12 protein-coding genes and 1 pseudogene are annotated in these 16,452 nt (G+C 64.7%); 4 read left to right on the top strand and 9 right to left on the bottom strand.

What is annotated here, in order from left to right:
* Nucleotides 1-28: 28 nt before the first annotated feature.
* The 5 genes from RH857_RS01685 to RH857_RS13645 form a co-directional block, all read right to left on the bottom strand.
* On the bottom strand, nucleotides 29-877 hold the full coding sequence (locus tag RH857_RS01685) for a carbohydrate ABC transporter permease (protein ID WP_044496474.1): 849 nt from the start codon (nucleotides 875-877) through the stop codon (nucleotides 29-31).
* Nucleotides 874-1,758 (bottom strand): carbohydrate ABC transporter permease, encoded by an 885-nt coding sequence (locus tag RH857_RS01680; RefSeq protein WP_049897896.1) that lies wholly within the window; start codon nucleotides 1,756-1,758, stop codon nucleotides 874-876. Before RH857_RS01680 ends, RH857_RS01685 begins: the two co-directional genes overlap by 4 nt.
* Entirely contained in the window at nucleotides 1,755-3,842 is a 2,088-nt protein-coding gene (locus tag RH857_RS01675) for an outer membrane protein assembly factor BamB family protein (RefSeq protein WP_044496494.1), read from the bottom strand. Before RH857_RS01675 ends, RH857_RS01680 begins: the two co-directional genes overlap by 4 nt.
* 6 nt (nucleotides 3,843-3,848) lie before the next feature.
* A complete protein-coding gene (locus tag RH857_RS01670) occupies nucleotides 3,849-4,871 on the bottom strand; it encodes a MurR/RpiR family transcriptional regulator (protein ID WP_081652783.1) in 1,023 nt (340 codons plus the stop codon).
* Nucleotides 4,872-4,953: 82 nt separating this feature from the next.
* Complete coding sequence (locus tag RH857_RS13645; protein WP_374761100.1) at nucleotides 4,954-5,130, bottom strand: HEPN domain-containing protein; 177 nt, start codon at nucleotides 5,128-5,130, stop codon at nucleotides 4,954-4,956.
* A 26-nt stretch (nucleotides 5,131-5,156) separates the two neighbouring features.
* Here RH857_RS13645 and RH857_RS01665 point away from each other — a divergent pair.
* Nucleotides 5,157-5,609: pseudogene (locus tag RH857_RS01665) on the top strand (aminotransferase class III-fold pyridoxal phosphate-dependent enzyme); the annotation flags it as partial.
* A gap of 19 nt (nucleotides 5,610-5,628) precedes the next feature.
* Here the strand turns inward: RH857_RS01665 and RH857_RS01660 are convergent.
* The 3 genes from RH857_RS01660 to RH857_RS01650 all read right to left on the bottom strand — a co-directional run bounded on the left by RH857_RS01660 (nucleotide 5,629) and on the right by RH857_RS01650 (nucleotide 7,196).
* Nucleotides 5,629-5,928, bottom strand: a complete 300-nt coding sequence (locus RH857_RS01660; protein ID WP_310536241.1) for a hypothetical protein — start codon at nucleotides 5,926-5,928, stop codon at nucleotides 5,629-5,631.
* Nucleotides 5,925-6,674 carry a 3'-5' exonuclease gene (locus tag RH857_RS01655; protein WP_310536240.1) on the bottom strand — a complete coding sequence of 250 codons (750 nt, stop codon included), beginning with the start codon at nucleotides 6,672-6,674 and terminating at the stop codon, nucleotides 5,925-5,927. Before RH857_RS01655 ends, RH857_RS01660 begins: the two co-directional genes overlap by 4 nt.
* A 117-nt stretch (nucleotides 6,675-6,791) precedes the next feature.
* The gene (locus tag RH857_RS01650) at nucleotides 6,792-7,196 is read right to left on the bottom strand and encodes an SseB family protein (protein WP_310536239.1); all 405 of its coding nucleotides are present in this window, start codon (nucleotides 7,194-7,196) and stop codon (nucleotides 6,792-6,794) included.
* A 314-nt stretch (nucleotides 7,197-7,510) separates the two neighbouring features.
* Here RH857_RS01650 and RH857_RS01645 point away from each other — a divergent pair, with 314 nt between their 5' ends.
* Genes RH857_RS01645 through RH857_RS01635 form a run of 3 tightly spaced genes read left to right on the top strand, consistent with a single transcriptional unit; the run spans nucleotide 7,511 to nucleotide 15,154 of the window.
* Complete coding sequence (locus tag RH857_RS01645; RefSeq protein ID WP_310536238.1) at nucleotides 7,511-10,966, top strand: ATP-dependent helicase; 3,456 nt, start codon at nucleotides 7,511-7,513, stop codon at nucleotides 10,964-10,966.
* Nucleotides 10,963-14,712, top strand: a complete 3,750-nt coding sequence (locus RH857_RS01640) for an ATP-dependent helicase (protein WP_310536237.1) — start codon at nucleotides 10,963-10,965, stop codon at nucleotides 14,710-14,712. Before RH857_RS01645 ends, RH857_RS01640 begins: the two co-directional genes overlap by 4 nt.
* A gap of 10 nt (nucleotides 14,713-14,722) precedes the next feature.
* On the top strand, nucleotides 14,723-15,154 hold the full coding sequence (locus RH857_RS01635; protein WP_310536236.1) for a hypothetical protein: 432 nt from the start codon (nucleotides 14,723-14,725) through the stop codon (nucleotides 15,152-15,154).
* 17 nt (nucleotides 15,155-15,171) lie between these two features.
* On the opposite strand, the gene RH857_RS01630 is transcribed toward RH857_RS01635, so the two are convergent.
* Entirely contained in the window at nucleotides 15,172-16,446 is a 1,275-nt protein-coding gene (locus RH857_RS01630) for an MFS transporter (protein ID WP_310536235.1), read from the bottom strand.
* Between the last annotated feature and the right edge of the window lie 6 nt (nucleotides 16,447-16,452).

The raw sequence follows: 16,452 nt of genomic DNA, 5'->3' as shown, positions 1-16,452 counted from the left end.
ATGGCAGTTACTTGTCAAAGTTGCGCGGTTATCCGGGCAGTTCTCCGCCGCCGAGCCCTGCTTCGAAGGATCGTTGGGCGAAAATGTAAAGAAGAACGATGGGCAGGGTGATGATGAGTGCGCCGGCAGCTAAGGCTCCGTAGTCCTGACCTGTTTCGATCTCCTGGAAGACCGAGAGCGCCAGTGGGGGTGTCTGTAAGTCACGGCTCCTGATGGCCAGCAACGGCCAGAGGTAGTCATTCCAATGAACGAAGATCGAGAAGATCGAGAAGGTGGCGATCGAGGGCATCGACGCAGGGACGACGACCCGCAGCAACGTGGAGAAAGTGCCTAAGCCGTCGGCTCTCGCTGCCTCGAGCAACGCATCAGGAATGGTCATCATGTGCTGGCGCATCAGAAAGATTCCGAAGGCGCTCGAGACGAAGGGCAGGATGAGCGCCGTGAGCGTGTTGCTCAAGCCCATGGCGCTGATCCCTAAATATGTGGGCATAGCGTTCGCCTGCGTGGGAACCAGCAGGCAAGCGATCACCGCGGCGAACGCAAAGCCTCTCCCGGGGAAGGGGACCTTGGCGAAGGCATAGGCGGCCGGAATGCAGGTCACCAGCTGGCAGGCGAGGATAGCCAGAGTGACGATGGCTCCGTTGAACATGGCGCGGCCGATGTTTCCCTCGGTCCAGGCACGCGAGAAATTCGAGAGGTCCCAGCTGCCGGGCAGTAGTTCGATGCCGCTGAGAGTCACTGAGTCCGCTCCCGAGACCGAAAGCCGAAGCATCCAGAAAAACGGGAAAAGCGCGATGGTGACAGCGGTTAGTAAAATTGCCCATCTCAGGAGGGTCCAGTGCAGCCGGGGAGAGAAGCCAGTCGGAGAGAGAGTCATGAGGTGCCTCCGGAGAGTTGACGACGGCGGAAGATACCGATGGCGATGAGCGTGATCAGCAGCAGTGTGGACAGAGCCGCGGCTTCACCGAATTTGAGCTGCTGCATTCCCAGCCTGTAGACCATGGTCAGAACGGTTTCGCTGGAGCTGAGCGGACCGCCCCCTGTCATGACATGGATGGTGTCGAAAACCTGCGCGGCCTGCAGAATGAGCATCACGACCACAAAGACGGTGAACGGCCTCAGGAGAGGAAGAGTCACCGATGTGAGTTTGTGCCATCCTCGGAGTCCATCGGCAGCACACGCCTCGTGGATGGCGGTGGGGATGCTGGTGAGTCCGCTGAGGAAGATGATCAGGGCAAGTGAGGTGTTCCTCCAGATGCCTACGAAGGCGACGGTGAGGAGCGAATACTGTTCTTCACCCAGGAAGTTGATTGGTGCTACTCCGATGACCCCGAGAAGTTCGTTGGCGAATCCGCCGTGGAGGGCGAATATCCAGCGGAAGACCACCGCCATAGCCACGAGATTGGCAGCGAAGGGGAGGAAGAGTAATACCTGAACGCACCGCCGCCCTCTGCCCAGTGAGCTGGCGAGAATCGCCAGGCCCAGGCCGATGATGAGACTGGGAATTATGGTGAGCAGTGAGTAGACAAGAGTGTTTCTCAGGGAGAGGAGGACATCCCTATCCTCAAAGAGAAACCGATAGTTATCCAGGCCAACCCACTCCAGCCGTATCCCGCGGCTGAGACTGACATCGAAGAAGCTCGCGGTGAGAGAGATAAGGGCGGGCACGAACATGAAGAGGAAGATGAGCACCAGAGCTGGTGCGGCAAGCAGCAGGCCGTGGCGCCTGCCCTGCCCCTTTCCGGTGTGTGCAGTCACGATGACACCCCCGGAAGCGTACGGCGATCGAACGCGGAAAGCTCCCCGCGTATATCGAGGAGAAACAGCGATTCATCATCTGCCTGCGGGGGCACCGCGATGGGGTTGGGCACCTGAATGCTGTGCAGCAGCGTCCCAGAGCGGGAATGAATGAGGTGGATTTTTGAGTCGAGTCCTGGGACGGCCAGTACTTCTGAAACTTCACATACCGGGGCGGAGATGGTGTGCCCGGTCTGTTGATAACCGGAGGTGATCATCGCGGTGTCGTCCTGGAGATGACAACTCCAGATCGGCTCTCCGGTATCACGATTCAACAGGACGACGCCGTAGCCCGGGTCGCTGACGACAACCCCCTGCTGCGTCAGTAGAGGCGGATGGGGATTCCACGGGAGGGTGTTGGCTCGCTGCCAGCGGATCTCCCCGGAATCCCCGTTTATTCGCGCGAGACCATCGACCATGGGAGCGAAAAGATCGTTGCTCAGCTGATCCGGAACGGGAGTCGCCAGGGGAGCGCTCGAACCGAGAAGCTGCACGTTCTTCCCGTCTCCCCATCGAATGCTGCCCGTGTACGGGTCCAGCGCCATCAGCTGTGGTGTGGCAGGCCATTGTCCGAAGTAGAGTGTGTCGCCGGATACCACCGGCGCGGCAGAAGTGCTGAAGGTCTGGTAGGGGGCGATCACCCTCTCCCAGAGCAGCTCTCCCGAGTTCAAGCAGAGGCTTCGTAGGGTAGTGGAATCGGCAACGAAGAGGCGATCTTCGTGGATGGCGGGAGAAGCGAGGAGGAAGGTCCGCAGCGGTTCCGGTGAGCTCCTGCTCCACGCGACTTCTCCGGTGTTCAGATCAAGGACCACAACGGTGCCCTCGATACAAGTGACGGCGACACGGTCTCCAGCTGAGGAGGGGGCTGAACGCACCGGAGCCGGCAGTGGAGTGCTCCACCGTACGGAGCCGTCCGAGATGTCGACCGCCGTAAGCTGCGCGTTGCGTGAGTCTTCGTCAGCCCATGAGGTGACCAGATGTCCTCCGGTGAGGCAGAATCCGGCGTCATGGGCAGTACCGGGAAGTTGAGTGACCCATTTCCGGGTTGGCTGGAAGGTTCCGTCGGAGTGTGCGGAGTTGGTGAGAATGTGCGCCTTGGGTGCCGGGAAGTCTCTATGGGTGGTGAGGTGCAGCTCCTCTCCATCCCATCTCACTGTCCGGTAGCTGGGAGGGGTGCCGTCCAGCCCTCCGAAAAGCGGCGTGGGAGTGGTCACATGTAGGATTCCATCCACGTCGATGACCCGGGAGACATGCCGATGGCCGGAGAACGTGGCGAGTGGCTTACTCGGCAGATGATCAAGCATCGTGTGCCACGGCTGATCATGACTGAGAAGAATCCACGGTCTGCCAGGGGGCTGGTGCTCCAGGTCTGCTCGCATCCAGGCGTTCTGCTGGGCGGTGTCCAGACCGAATTCATGAGTATGCCAGTCCACGGCGATCACATGTAAACCGGGCAGGTCGAACGAGTACCAGCGCGGGCCCAAGAACTGTTCATAACTTCGAGGGTCAGCAGCGTGCAGAAGATATCCTCCCGGTGATACCGCACTGTCGCGTGAGCCTGCCATGTGATCGTGGTTCCCGGGCAGAAGCCGTACGTTCACAGGACTGGAACTCACTGCGGCAAGTAGGTCCTCGAACTCTGCCGGGATGCCAGTGTCGGTGAGATCGCCGGTAGCTACGAAGGACTCTAGCCCTGGCTCGGACTCCCAGACTCGCTGGAAGAACTCCGTGAGACTCTCCCGGCTGCCCAGTTCAACGCGGAAGGGATAATAGGAGCCCTTTCCCAGATGCATGTCTGAGATGTGCACGAATCGATAAGGGAATATCGCCGGTTTCTTCTTCAGGACGAAGGCCGTCGTCGGTAGGTTCGCGGGGACGTACCAAGTCTGGCAGCTGTAGTCAGCAGGAACAGTCACGAAGACAAAAGGTCCTTGGGGTGCGATGCTGAAACTGCCGTCCTGGCCTGTGGCAGTGACGGTTATCCCGTCACTCACCAGCACGTGGGGGACAGGCAGGCCCTGATCGTCTTTGACGTGTCCTCGCATCATTGCTCAGATCCTGTGTTCGGTCACGATGTCGGAAGACAGTTCCAGGGCAGCGCGTGCGGAGGTGTAACGCAATGCCACCGAGGTATAGAGAGAGTCGAGAACTGCCAGATGTACGGAGCGGCTCACCATTGCTTCGACACGGAATGCCTTCTCATGGCTTCCTGCCACGATGACTTCATCGCATAGCTCGGTAAGAGGCGAGCTGCTGAAGCTGGTGACCGCCATGGTTGCGGCGCCGGCCTCTTTAGCCGCACGCATCACTTGGAGTGTTTCGACCGTGGAGCCAGTGTGGCTGACGGCGAAGCAGACGTCTTCGGGGCCTAGCAGCCTGGCCGTGACGTGCTGGACATGGTTGTCCGGGGAGAATGTGGAATCGAGCCCCAGGGTGGCGAAACGGTAAGCGATGTCTGCGGCAAGGGGTGCTGAGGTGCCGATCCCTGCAAAGACGATCCTGCGTGCAGAAACAATACGGACAAGCATGCGTTCCAGGGCGTCGCCGTCGAGGTTTCGTGCGGTTTCATTGAAGGCATTGGCTGCGTCGCGCAGAATCTTGTCTGCCACTTCCCGGGCGGAGTCTCCCTCGGTGACCTCGGTGGCGAAGGGTTGCACCCGTGTACCCATGTCCTTGGCGAGTTTGAACTTCAAGTCCTGGTAACCCTTGAGGTTCACTCGCTGACAGAAACGGATCACGCTCCCGACGGAGGTTCCTGCCATGCTGGCAAGTTCGGTCACGGAGATGCCCATGACGTGTTCTGGAGCCTGAAGAACGGTGTCGGCCACACGTCGTTCTGCCGCCGACATGGAGATTAACCCGGAGCGGATCTGTTCGATGACCGAGACGGCATGATCACGGGTACTGGTGCTTTCGGTTCTGTTCACATGCTTCAGCGTCGGGTTCTTGATTGAACCAGAAGTGCCGAGACGGTGAAGAGGAGATGAATGCTGGAAAAACTTTCCGCATTGGTAGGAAGGTTGGAAATTATTACCGGAAAGGGCTCTTCGAGGAGGCGAGTCGAGTCCAGTCATAGTCTCCTGCGCTTCACGTGACATGTGCTTCAGGTGTCAGTCTGAACAAGGGGTGACGAGGAGCCGAGAACGGGGGAGGGGATCAGCCCGACGCGCGCATATGCCGGGCGCATGCTGTCACGATCTTGGAAGCAGCCTCGATCGCTTCCTCAACATCTTGCCTGGTTGCTGTGGGGCGGTCAGCAGCTGGATATTCCGTGGCATTGCGTACCTGCCGCATCCACTCGAACTCCTGAACCGCTTCCTCTCTGAGGAAGATTGCGGCCGCGATGCCTGTATTGCGATGGGCGTCGCGAGATCATGGAGCATCTGGCACCTACCGGTCCGGTCTATCACGCAGGCACACTCTCAGGTAACCCGGTGGCCATGGCTGCCGGCGTCGCGACCTTGGAGAGCGCCACCACGGAGGTCTACCGCCACATCGATGAGAAGGCCCAGGTGGTGGCCGATGCGCTCGCCGCCGCGCTCTCTGACGCCGGGGTGGACCACACGCTGCAGAAGGTCGGCTCCTTGTTCTCGGTGGCGTTCGGGACCTCGGCCACAGGGGTGCACAACTATGCCCAGGCTCAGGTGCAGGAGGCTTTCCGCTACGGGCCGTTCTTCCACTCCATGCTGGAGCAGGGCGTTTACCTGCCCCCGAGCGTGTTCGAAGCCTGGTTCCTTTCAGCAGCTCACGACGACGAGGCCATCGGGCGCATCCTGGAGGCCCTGCCGGCAGCCGAGGCTCAGCCGGCCTGAGGCAGCAGCCGATCAGCGGCTAGAAACTGGAGCTCAGCACCGAGCCCAGCGGAGCCAGGACATTCTCGTGGGAGGGCACCCAGTAGTACGTGACAAAGTTGCTGCGCATCTCACGGATGAGGATGAACAGCAGAATAAACACCACAATGCAGACCACCACGACGCCGACAGGGAGGCCCCCGCGGGCGTTGCGCGGCACCTCAGCCCCGTGATCGCGGTTCCAGCGTTCACGGCTCCACTGGTCGTGGTCCTGGTGATCGCCGTCGTTCCGCGCGTCAGGGTCGTGTCCGTCTTCTGGCGTCCTCGGGGTTTCGGTCACAGGCCCTGACCTCCTGGGAGTACCTGAGCGGCCACGGGCCAGGAGGGCTCGATGACGGCGTCGGGCTTGGTCCGGCGCAGGAACTGCTGAAAGTCTGCAGCCTGCTCAGCCTTCCACTGCACCTGCAGGTCGTGGAGAACCTCTGCGGGCACTTGCAGTTGAGGGTAGTTCCTGGCCAGGCAGTCGGCGACCTCCACCGCCGCTTTCGCGTCCGCTCCAGCGGTGTGGGCTCCGTCGAGAATGACCTGGTAGACCCCGCACAGGTCACCGAGGGTGCGCTTGCCGCGCCGGAACTTATCCACCTGCTTATCGATGACCAGCGGGTCAATCACCGGACGGGGCACTGGAAAGCCCACGCCGTAGCGCTGCGCCTCGGCCTGGAGCACAGTGAAGTCGTAGGGAGCATTCATCACGACGATCGCGGATCCCGCTTCGATCTCCTTGGTCAGCTCCACCACAATCTGGGGCACGGCCTCAGCTGCCGGCTGCCCCTCCGCTTGGGCGTATTCGGTGCTGATGCCGTGGATCGCGGTGGTCGCCGGCGGAATCTCGACACCGGGATCCACCAGCCATTCGCGAACCCGCACCTCTTCCTGGTCCGCTGGGTCGAAGATCACCAGCGCGGCGGAGACGATCCGCGCCTCATGAGGGAAGCGGGAGGTGGTCTCCAGGTCGAAACCCACCCGGCGACGGGTGTGCCAGGATTCGCTGCTGGGGGTGATCTCGAATAGTGCCGGGCTCTCCATGCCGAACACACTATCGTGCCCCTGGGACACCGCCGCTCCACACAGGAACAGAGCTCCAGACACAGCAGTGGGCCGCGGCAGGATCTCCCGCCGCGGCCCACTGAGAGGTTCTGGGAACTACTCGCCAGGAACAGTGATCTGTTCGCGGATGGCGGCCATCTGCTCCTGGCTGATGGCGAACTGATGGGCGGCACCCGGATCGATCACGATCCCTGCATCGGTCACTGACTGCAGCACACCGATGCCGGAGACGGTGGCCACGTGCGGGGCCTGCTCCTTGTACTCGGCCGGGACTTGCTCGGGGGACGAGAAGAGCGGGAGCACCGGGTTGGCAGCTTCATCCTGCAGCATCAGGGGGCTCACCGAACCATCCTCGCCGGGCGCTGCCACAGCCGGCAGGTAGATCTCGGACTGAAGGAACGCGTTGACGACGCCGAGCATGTCATCGCTACTGGCCTCGTCGCTGGCTGCCGCTTGCAGGGCGCCGTGCAGATCGGGGGTCTCGAATGCTTCCTGGGTCATGTTCTCTACCTACTCACTTCTCGTGTCTTCCCGTGCTCGGTGCCCCGGGACTCATCAATTGAAGGACCGTTCTCGTCAAGGACCGTCGTGAACGTCCCACGGTACGCGAGCACCTCCGCGGGTGTGAAGCGCCTCCAGCCGGGAGCGAAATCCTCGGTCGGGATACGGCGATCCGTGCGTGAAGGCCCCGGACGTGTCCTAGGGTGCGCCTACCGTGAAGATACGCGGCGACCTCGCACTGAACCGGCCGCGGCGAGCTGATTAAATGACAAGGCGGGGCCGGGCGTCGGCCCGACACCGAAGGAGAGGCAGCGATGAGTCCAGAGGCAGGGCGGAACACGGAGCCTGAGCTGAGCGCTGCAGCACAGAGCAGCGCAGCTGAGTGGAACCCTGAGCAGCAGGAGGTCCTCGATAGGCTCAACACCGCGCAGACCGGCCACGGTCCCCTCCTGGTCTACGGGGCCCCGGGCACAGGCAAGACCGCCCTGGCGGAGGAGCTCGCTCTACGGTTCCTGGCTGCCGGCCATGATGCCCGACGCCTTCTTGTCCTCTCACCCACCCGCACCTCTGCGGCGCGTCTGCGTGAACGCATCGAATCGCGCTGGGCTGCCGAGTCATCCGAGGCGGCGTTGAGTGACCAGCCCTCCCGCTCCTTCGCCTCCTACGCGTTCTGGCTGCTGGGCGAGGCACGACGACGTCGTGTCCTCACCTTCGCTTCCCGCACCCCGCGACTGCTCTCGGGCGCCGAGCAGGACCGCATCATCCGTGACATCCTCGCCGAGATGGACGCCGCCGATGCCGAGCACTGGCCTGGTTCCCTGGCCGAGGCAGCCACCACTGACGGGTTCCGCAAAGAGATCCGCGAACTGATCGACCGGGCCTCCGAACACGGCCTGACGCCAGATGCCCTGGACGATCTGGGGCGGCAGCACTGGAAGCCTGAGTGGCAGGCCGGCGCTGAGGTCTACCGCCGCTATCGAGAGCGCCTGGACTCACCGCCCTTTGAGGATGCCTTCGATCCGGCCGGACTCATCGACGCCGCCTGTGCTCTGCTTGAGAACCATCCCGACCTGCTGGCCGCCGAACGTGAGCGCCTCCGCCTTCTCGTCGTGGACGATCTGCAGGAGGCAGGCGCCAGTACCTTCCGTCTGCTGCGCCTGATCGGAGCTGGTCAGCAGGCCGTCGCCTTCGCCAATCCGGACGCCGCTGTCCAGGGCTTCCGCGGCGCCCGTCCCGACAGGCTGCGGACCTGGACGGCGCAGCAGCGCCCCGCGGCCCCGGGCTCCATGCAGCCCGACCCGGAGGCCGGGCTTCCGGGCGGAGCCGCCGAGACGGCAGTGCTGCGCACCAGCTACCGGCTCTCCTCTGAGATCGCCGAGGTCTACACCCGTACGGTCCAGCGTATCGGCGCCGTAGGCCCCCCAGCGCTGCGGCGGCCCGCACTGTCGGAACAGGCGGAACAAGGACCGGCGGAATCGGCCGGCGCAAGGGCCGAGGCCGTGACTGCCGGGAGCGGATATGTCGCGGAACAGGCCGTCGTCGCCGAGCTGCTGGAGCGTTACGACGCCGCCGGGGTGCCCTTCGCCGAGATGGCCGTCATCGCCCGCAACGGCGCTGCGGCTCATCAGCTCGGCCAGGTCCTGCGTGCCCACGGCATTCCCGTCGTTCAACCGATGAGCGAGTTCGTCCTCAAACGCGAACCGGCCGTGGCCCCGCTGCTGCACATCCTTGAACTCGTCACCGCAGATACCGTGCACCCGCTGCGTGAGGTGCCGGCTCCGGACGGTGACGATTCTTCTCACCGGCAGAGCTTCCAGGTGCCGCTGGAGGATCTCATTGATCTCCTCGGCAGCCGCTACGGCGACACCGACCCGCTGAAGCAGAGGCGGCTGCGCCAGCTGCTGCGGCAGGCAGAACGACGCCTCTCGGCCCGGCAGAATCTGGAGTCCCGGGGGAGCGGGGGCGCGGCCGCCCCAGCTCTGGCCGTTCGCGACTCGGACGAGCTCCTGCTTGAAGCCGGCAACAACCCCGATGCTCCCGTGCTGCGGGAGGTAGCAGAGAACTTCCCCGGCATCGCCTACGGGCTGGCCCGAATTGGCCGAATGGTGCGCGCCGCCCGGGCTGTGGTGGAAGACAACCCGCAGGGAGCGGGACCGGAGGAGGTCCTGTGGGCTGCATGGGAGGCCGCCGCCGTTTCCGAACGCTGGGCTGAGGCTACGCGCGGCACCGGATGGGACGCCGAGCGGGCGGACCGGGACCTCGACGCGGTCCTGGCTCTGTTTCATGCGGCCGAGCGCTTCGCCGACCAGAACCCCCGGGCGCTGGCTGCCAGCTTCGCGGACCATATGAACCGGCTGGAGCTGCCCATGGACACGCTCGCCGAAGGCGCAGCCCCCGAGGACGCGGTGCACATCCTCACCCCCGCCACGGCGGCGGGCCGTGAATTCGATACGGTGATTCTCACCGGTCTGCAGGAGGGCACCTGGCCCAACCTGAAACCCCGCGGACAGCTGCTGAGCACCACGGCACTCGTCGACGTCGTCGAGCACGGGGGTCTGGACGCCCAGGGAACGCCTGAGGCCAGCAGCGCCCTGGTCAAACGCCTTCACGTTCTGCAGGACGAGTATCGGCTCTTCGCAGCTGCCGTCTCCCGCGCCCGGTCGCGGCTGTTCGCCGTGGCAGTCGAGGCTCAGGAGGAGCAGCCCAGCATGTTCCTGGACCTCATCACCTCCGCAGGCCACCGGCCCCCGGTCAACCAGCTCGCACCAGAGCCCATCACCGGACCGGCCCTTGTCGCGCAGCTGCGCCGCCATCTCGAAACGACCGGCGAGGACCCCGCTGAGGCGGCCGGCCGTGACGCCGCAGCCCAGGCGCTGGCGGTTCTGGCGGAGCACCGCATCGCCGGCGCCGATCCCCGTCAGTGGTGGGGATTGCAGCCCCTCAGTACGGAGGAGCCGATCCTGGATGTTGAGGAGCCGGTGAGAGTCTCACCCTCCAGCGTCGGAGGGGCTGTCGCGGATCCGCTGGGCTGGTTCACCGCGGAGGCCGGAGGTACCCAACCCACCGACTTCAGCCGCATGCTCGGCACACTCATCCATGAGGTCGCAGAGCACCACCCCACCGAGACCGAACCGGACGTTCTCACGGAGGCTCTGGAGCGCCGATGGCACTCGCTCGGCCTGGAACCGGGCTGGCAGGCCGAAGCGGAATGGGCCCGCGCCCAGGACATGCTGCGACAGCTGACTGATTATCATCGCGAGGCCAATGCGCTGCGTGAACTCGTGCACGTGGAGCTCAAGGCAGCGGCGGAAACCACATTGAGCCTCAGCAGCGGCGAACGCCGCGTCATTCTCAGCGGCATGATCGACCGTATCGAGAAGACTCCTGACGGAACGCTCTGGGTCATCGACCTGAAGACGGGTCGGCACGCCGCCAGCGCCAAAGAGACCGCCCGACATGCTCAGCTGGGGACCTACCAGCTGCTGCTGGCCCACGCCGAGCTGCCTGAAGCCCTCCGCGCGCCGCTGGAGCGTGCGGCCCTGCTCTATGTCGGGGTGAACAAGAACCCGACCACACGGGAGCAGGAGGCGGCGCCGCTGGAGAATCCGCACGCCTGGCCGCACCGACTTCTGCACTCTGCCGCAGAAGTCATGACCGGGAGTAGTTTCGACGTCCGCCGCAACCCCGGGCAGAGCTGGGGCGGCCCCGGCGTCGCAACCAATCCTCTCAGCCCCCTTCGTGACGAGAACAAGCAGGTAACCCAGCCGTGACTCCCACCCGCCTCAACCCCGCGGAAGCCGTCCAGACGGGGCCCCGCTACACCTCCGACCAGATTGCTGAGCGGCTCGGCGCCTTCGCACCGACGTTCGAACAGCGTGAAGTCATTGAGGCACCTCTGGAACCGACCCTGGTGATCGCCGGAGCGGGGTCCGGAAAGACCGCGACGATGGCCGACCGCGTGGTCTACCTCGTGGCCAATGGCATCGTCCGTCCGGATCAGATCCTCGGGGTCACCTTCACCCGCAAGGCAGCCGGTGAGCTACGCGAACGCGTCGTGGCGAAACTGACCAAGCTCGTGGAAGTGGGCCTGGTGGACCCCACGGCTCTTGTCCCGGAGGGCACCCTCGACGACGACGTCGTCCTTGACGCGGAGGGACTGGTAGCCCCGGTGATCTCCACCTACCACTCCTACGCTCAGAGTCTGGTCACCGAATACGGCATGCACATCGGACTTGAGCCGGAGACCGAGCTCATCGGCGAGGCTGCCGCCTGGCAGCTCGTCGCTCCGCTCGTGGAGCGCTACGAGCGGGGCGAAGCCTTCGTCGAGGCGCGCGCCACCGCCTCCACGCTCCCCAGTCAAGTGCTCACCCTGGCCGGGGACTGCGCCGAGCACCTCATCGACCCAGAACAGATCACCGCCTACCTGGACGCCGAGATCGCCCGCGGCGAGCGGCTCGCCCAGCAGAAGGGCAAACCGCTGACCCAGAAGGAGCAGGAGCTTCTTGACCTGCTGCGCACCCGCCGGGAGCTGCCTGAGCTGGTGCGGCGCTATCACCTGGCGAAAACGGAGCAGGGACTCATGGACTTCGGCGACCTGCTGCGGCACGCAGTCCGCATCGCCCAGACCGTGCCCGTAGCCGCCGAGGCCGAACGCGGCAAATACAAGCTCGTTCTGCTGGACGAGTTCCAGGACACCTCCTATGCCCAGCTGGAGCTCTTCGCCAAGCTCTTCGGTGACGGCGTCGGCACCGCCGTGACCGCAGTCGGTGACCCCAACCAGTCCATCTACGGATTCCGGGGCGCCTCTGCGGGGCAGCTCTTCGACTTCTCGCACCGATTCCCGGTGGTCGACCCGGTCACCGGAGATCGCCGGCCAGCGGGGCTGCGCCAGCTGACCGTGGCCTGGCGGAACGGGCGTTCCATTCTCGCCGTGGCCAACACCATGGTGAAGCCCTTCACCGACAGTGCTGAGCGTCCCACCGCCTCCTGGCACCAGTCCACCGCTCATCTGCGACGCCGGCTTAACCCGCTGCGGACCCCGGATCACGCCCCGAAAGACCCCACCCATCCACTGGAGCAGGGCGGGCCGAGCATCCTTCCGGGGGAGAAGGTCGCCGCCGGGGAGGTTCGCTACGGGTTCTTCACCACCGACGCCGAGGAGGCGCACGCTATCGCCGCCCACCTCTCGGAGGCGATCGAGGAAGCACGCCGAACCGGTCACAACCCGCCGTCCTGCGCGGTGCTCGCCCCCACGCACTCACACCTGGCCGACATCGCCGAACACCTGCTTCGGGCCGGACTCGACTATGAACTGCTGGGGCTGCGGGGGCTGCTCTATGTTCCTGAAGTCGCCGAGACGCTGGCTTATCTGCGGGTGCTGGCTGATCCCGCCCGCTCGGACGCGATGATTCGCATCCTTGCTGGAGCGCGCTATCGCCTGGGTCCCAAAGACCTCCGCAGACTCGGCCGGTACGCCTCCGGGCTGGAGATCAGCCGTACCCGTGTGCCCTCCCAGGCGGAGGCCGCTTCCGAGGCAGAGAGCCACGACGACGAGCGCTTTCCCAGCTCTGAGCTGGAACTCGACGAGCGCGCCAGCCTCATCGAAGCAGTGGACGGCCTTCCTGCCGACACCCACCGCCTGACCGAGCAGTACGGGTTCTCTTCGGTGGGGGCGCAGCGCCTGCTCACCGTACAGGACGACTTCCGTGCGCTTCGGAGCCTGGTCGGACTCGAGCTTGGAACGCTCATCCAGCGGCTGGTTGCGACCATCGGCCTCGACGTGGAGGTGGCCGCCCGCCCCTGGGAGGCGCGTCACCACGCGACGCGCCAGATTGATGCCTTCATCGAACAGGCCCAGAGCTACGCAGCCGGCGCCGAACCCACGGATCTGCGTGGATTCTTAGCCTGGCTCGATGCTGCAGCCGAGCGCGAGCGCGGACTCGAGCAGGCCCCCAAGGATCCGGTTCCCGGGGCCGTGCAGTTGCTGACCGTGCACGCTTCCAAAGGACTGGAATGGGACGTCGTCGCCGTCGCCGGTCTGCGGGAGGAGAAGTTCCCTCAGCGCAAGGCCATGGCACAGAACTGGCTCAACAGCCAGGCCAATCTCCCGTGGCCCCTGCGTGGCGATCGCGCCTCCATTCCCCAGTGGGACTCCGCTCAGGAAAGCGCCCAGCACTGGGCCTGCTCGGCGGGTATCGCCACCTCGAAGAAGTACGAGGGGAGCATCTTCAAAGAGGACTGTGCCGCGTTCGCCCGAGAGGAGCAACGGCGACTGGCCTATGTGGCCTTCACCCGCGCTCGGACGCTGCTGATCTGCACCGGAGCAAGCTTCTACGGTTCTGCAGGCGGCAAGGAGCCCTCAGAGTTCCTGCAGGACATTCGCCGCGCTGCCCACCAAGCGGACGCCTCGGCCACTGCGGAAGAACACTTCACGGAGCTGCGCTGGTACGCCTACGATCCGGAGGACAAACCGGAGAACCCCGACTCCGGTGAACTCGAGGTCGCCACTTGGCCCTACGACCCGCTGGCCGAAGTCCCGGTGCGGCGGGTACGCCTGCAGGAAGCAGATCCCGCCGACCCCACCTCGATCGACGAATACCTCGACGTGGAGCAGGAGCAGTCCCGCACCGAGGGCGCGCCGACCCCGGCGACCCGGCGTCCCGCCCTGGAGGCTGCTGCTGAGCTGGTGCGCGAAGCTCAGACCGCCCTCCAACGGGACCACGCCGCCCAGCCGGAGGAGCTGCTAGGGGAGGACAACCCCTGGGCCGACAGCGTCCGTTATGTGATCCGGCGTGCCGCACTCGCCCGGCGGGGAGCGCGCAGACCGGGCCTGCCCTCCCACCTGAGCGCCTCACGTCTTATAGCCCTCGCACAGGACCCTGCGGAGGTGGCCGAGCAGGTTCGACGTCCCGTGCCCCAACGCCCCTCCCGTGCCGCCCGCCGCGGTACGGTGGTGCACGCCTGGGTGGAGCAGCAGTTCGACGCCACCGCGCCTTTCCCCGAGATCGACGACGCCGTCAGCGCTGACAAGGACCTCGAAGTAGTCTTCGACTTGGAGAGGGTGAAGGAGAACTTCCGCTCCAGCCCTTGGGCCGCCCGCCAGGTCTACGCCATGGAGATCCCCGTGGAGCTCTCCCTGGAGGGGGTGACACTGCGTGGACGAATCGATGCCGTCTTCGGGGTCGATGACCAGAACCGTCAGCTGGGAACAGCAGACTACGAACGCTGGGAGCAGCTTCCCAAGGCGGAACGTAACGCGAAGATGGCTCAGTGCAGCTGGGACCTCGTTGACTGGAAGACGGGGGCGGTGCCCACGGGCAGGAATCTGGAGGAGAAGAAGATTCAGCTGGCCGTCTACCGGCTTGCCTTCAGCCGCATCTTCGGTGTTCCGCTGGAGCGCATTAACGCGCACTTCGTCTATCTCGACCACGGACAGACGGTCACTCCGGACGCGTTGCAGGGTGCCGAAGAGCTCTCGGCGATTCTCGGCTCCGCTCGTGAGGCCTTTGGGCGCTAACGTGGGAGACATGTCTGCGATCACCACCACCGCGTCCTGGATTCACCACATCACCGGTGCACTGGATGCCAAGAACCTGACTTACGCCGTGAACCGGTACAACGACGTCACGCTGGCGGTCGACGACGCCGAATACGTCATCCGCAACACAGCAAGCGTCGTTCCGCAGCGCATCCATATGCTCGGCTACCCGGCGGCACAGGTCACGGCTCAGCCGGCGGATGTTGAGGGCATCACCATCCGTCAGGAGTTCGAGAACATCTCCGTGCGAGCCCGGGGCCGGGCGCTGCTGGACCACGAGGGTCGCGTCTACTTCGACCTCATCTGCATCGCCGGGGAGCCCGGTGAAGTGCCCTCCCAGGCGCAGCTGGAAGAGCTGCTGCCGCAGCTGATTGTGCTGATGACCCAGATGCAGCAGCAGCTGCGGACCGCTGGCGTCTAAATCGCGTTGGCGCGGTCCTAGACCTTGTGACCGCCTCGGCGGGCCAAGTGCACGCTGTAGAGCGCAATGAGCAGACCGAGCGCTGCCGCGGTGGCGCCTGCATAGGCGGGTGCACGCAGTCCCCAGCCGGCGGCAATGACCCAACCACCCATAAGGGCACCCATCGCGTTGGCGGCGTTGAACGCGGAGTGGTGGAAGCTCGCGGCCAGCTGGGGGGCCTGCGGGGCGGTATCGATCAGGTGAGTCTGCATAGCGGGTCCCAGCATGCTCGCCGAGGTGCCGATGAGGAACAGCAGCAGAATCATCAGCCACGGAATATGGGCCAGCAGACCGAAGAGGCCCATGAAGACTGCCACCAGCGCCATCGCCCCGAGTACGGTGCCCAGCACGGACTTATCTGAACCCCAGCCGCCCAGGAAATTGCCGACCACCATGCCGAACCCGAAGATGAACACCACCCAGGGGAGGACGGACTCATCCAGTCCGGTGACATCCACGGAGATGTGAGAGATGTACGAGTAGATGGCGAACATGCCGGAGAATCCCACCACCGCCAGGGCGATTCCCACCCAGAGCCGCTGATTCGCCAGGCCCCGGATCTCTCGTCCGAACGACGCACCCGCGGGGGGCTGCTGGCGCGGGGCATAAATGGCGACAGCGACCATAGTCACCAGGGCCAGGAGCGCGACGACGGCAAACATCCACCGCCACCCGAACTGCTGACCCACCCAGGTCACCGCCGGAACGCCGGTGAGGTTGGCGATCGCGATGCCCGAGAGCACCACGGCAATGGCCCGAGCGCGTTTGCCCGGGCCCGCCATCTGAGCGGCCATCAGCGCCGCAGTGGCAAAGAACGCTCCGTGGGGCAGTCCCGAGAGGAAACGGGCGGCCAGCATGAGCTCATAGGTGGGTGCGAAGAAGCTCAGCACGTGAGCGACTGCGAAGATTCCCAGCAGCAGCAGCGCATACATCTTCCGCTCCCGCTTGGCCCCTGCCAGCGCCAGAATGGGAGCACCCACCACCACGCCGAGGGCGTAGAACGTCACGAGCATGCCGCCGCGGGCCATCGTGGATTCGGTCAGCTCGCCGAACAGGTCGGCCACCGCCTCACGCTGCAGCCCCATGATGGCGAACTCCGTGACCCCGATGGCAAAACCGCCGATCGCCAGAGCCAAGATCGCCAGGGTGGTCTGACGCCTGGTGTAGTGCGGTCTCGCGTGGCTGACCAGGGGCACTGAGCCCGTGGACAGCGGCACAGCGCCGGTGGTTACGGGAACCTGTTTCTCATTCACCTCACG

Origin of the sequence: Nesterenkonia flava, from assembly GCF_031432335.1 — a bacterium.
GTDB lineage: Bacteria > Actinomycetota > Actinomycetes > Actinomycetales > Micrococcaceae > Nesterenkonia > Nesterenkonia flava.
The sequence above is the reverse complement of the archived record's forward strand: the minus strand, read 5'-3'. Positions and strand labels throughout refer to the sequence as shown.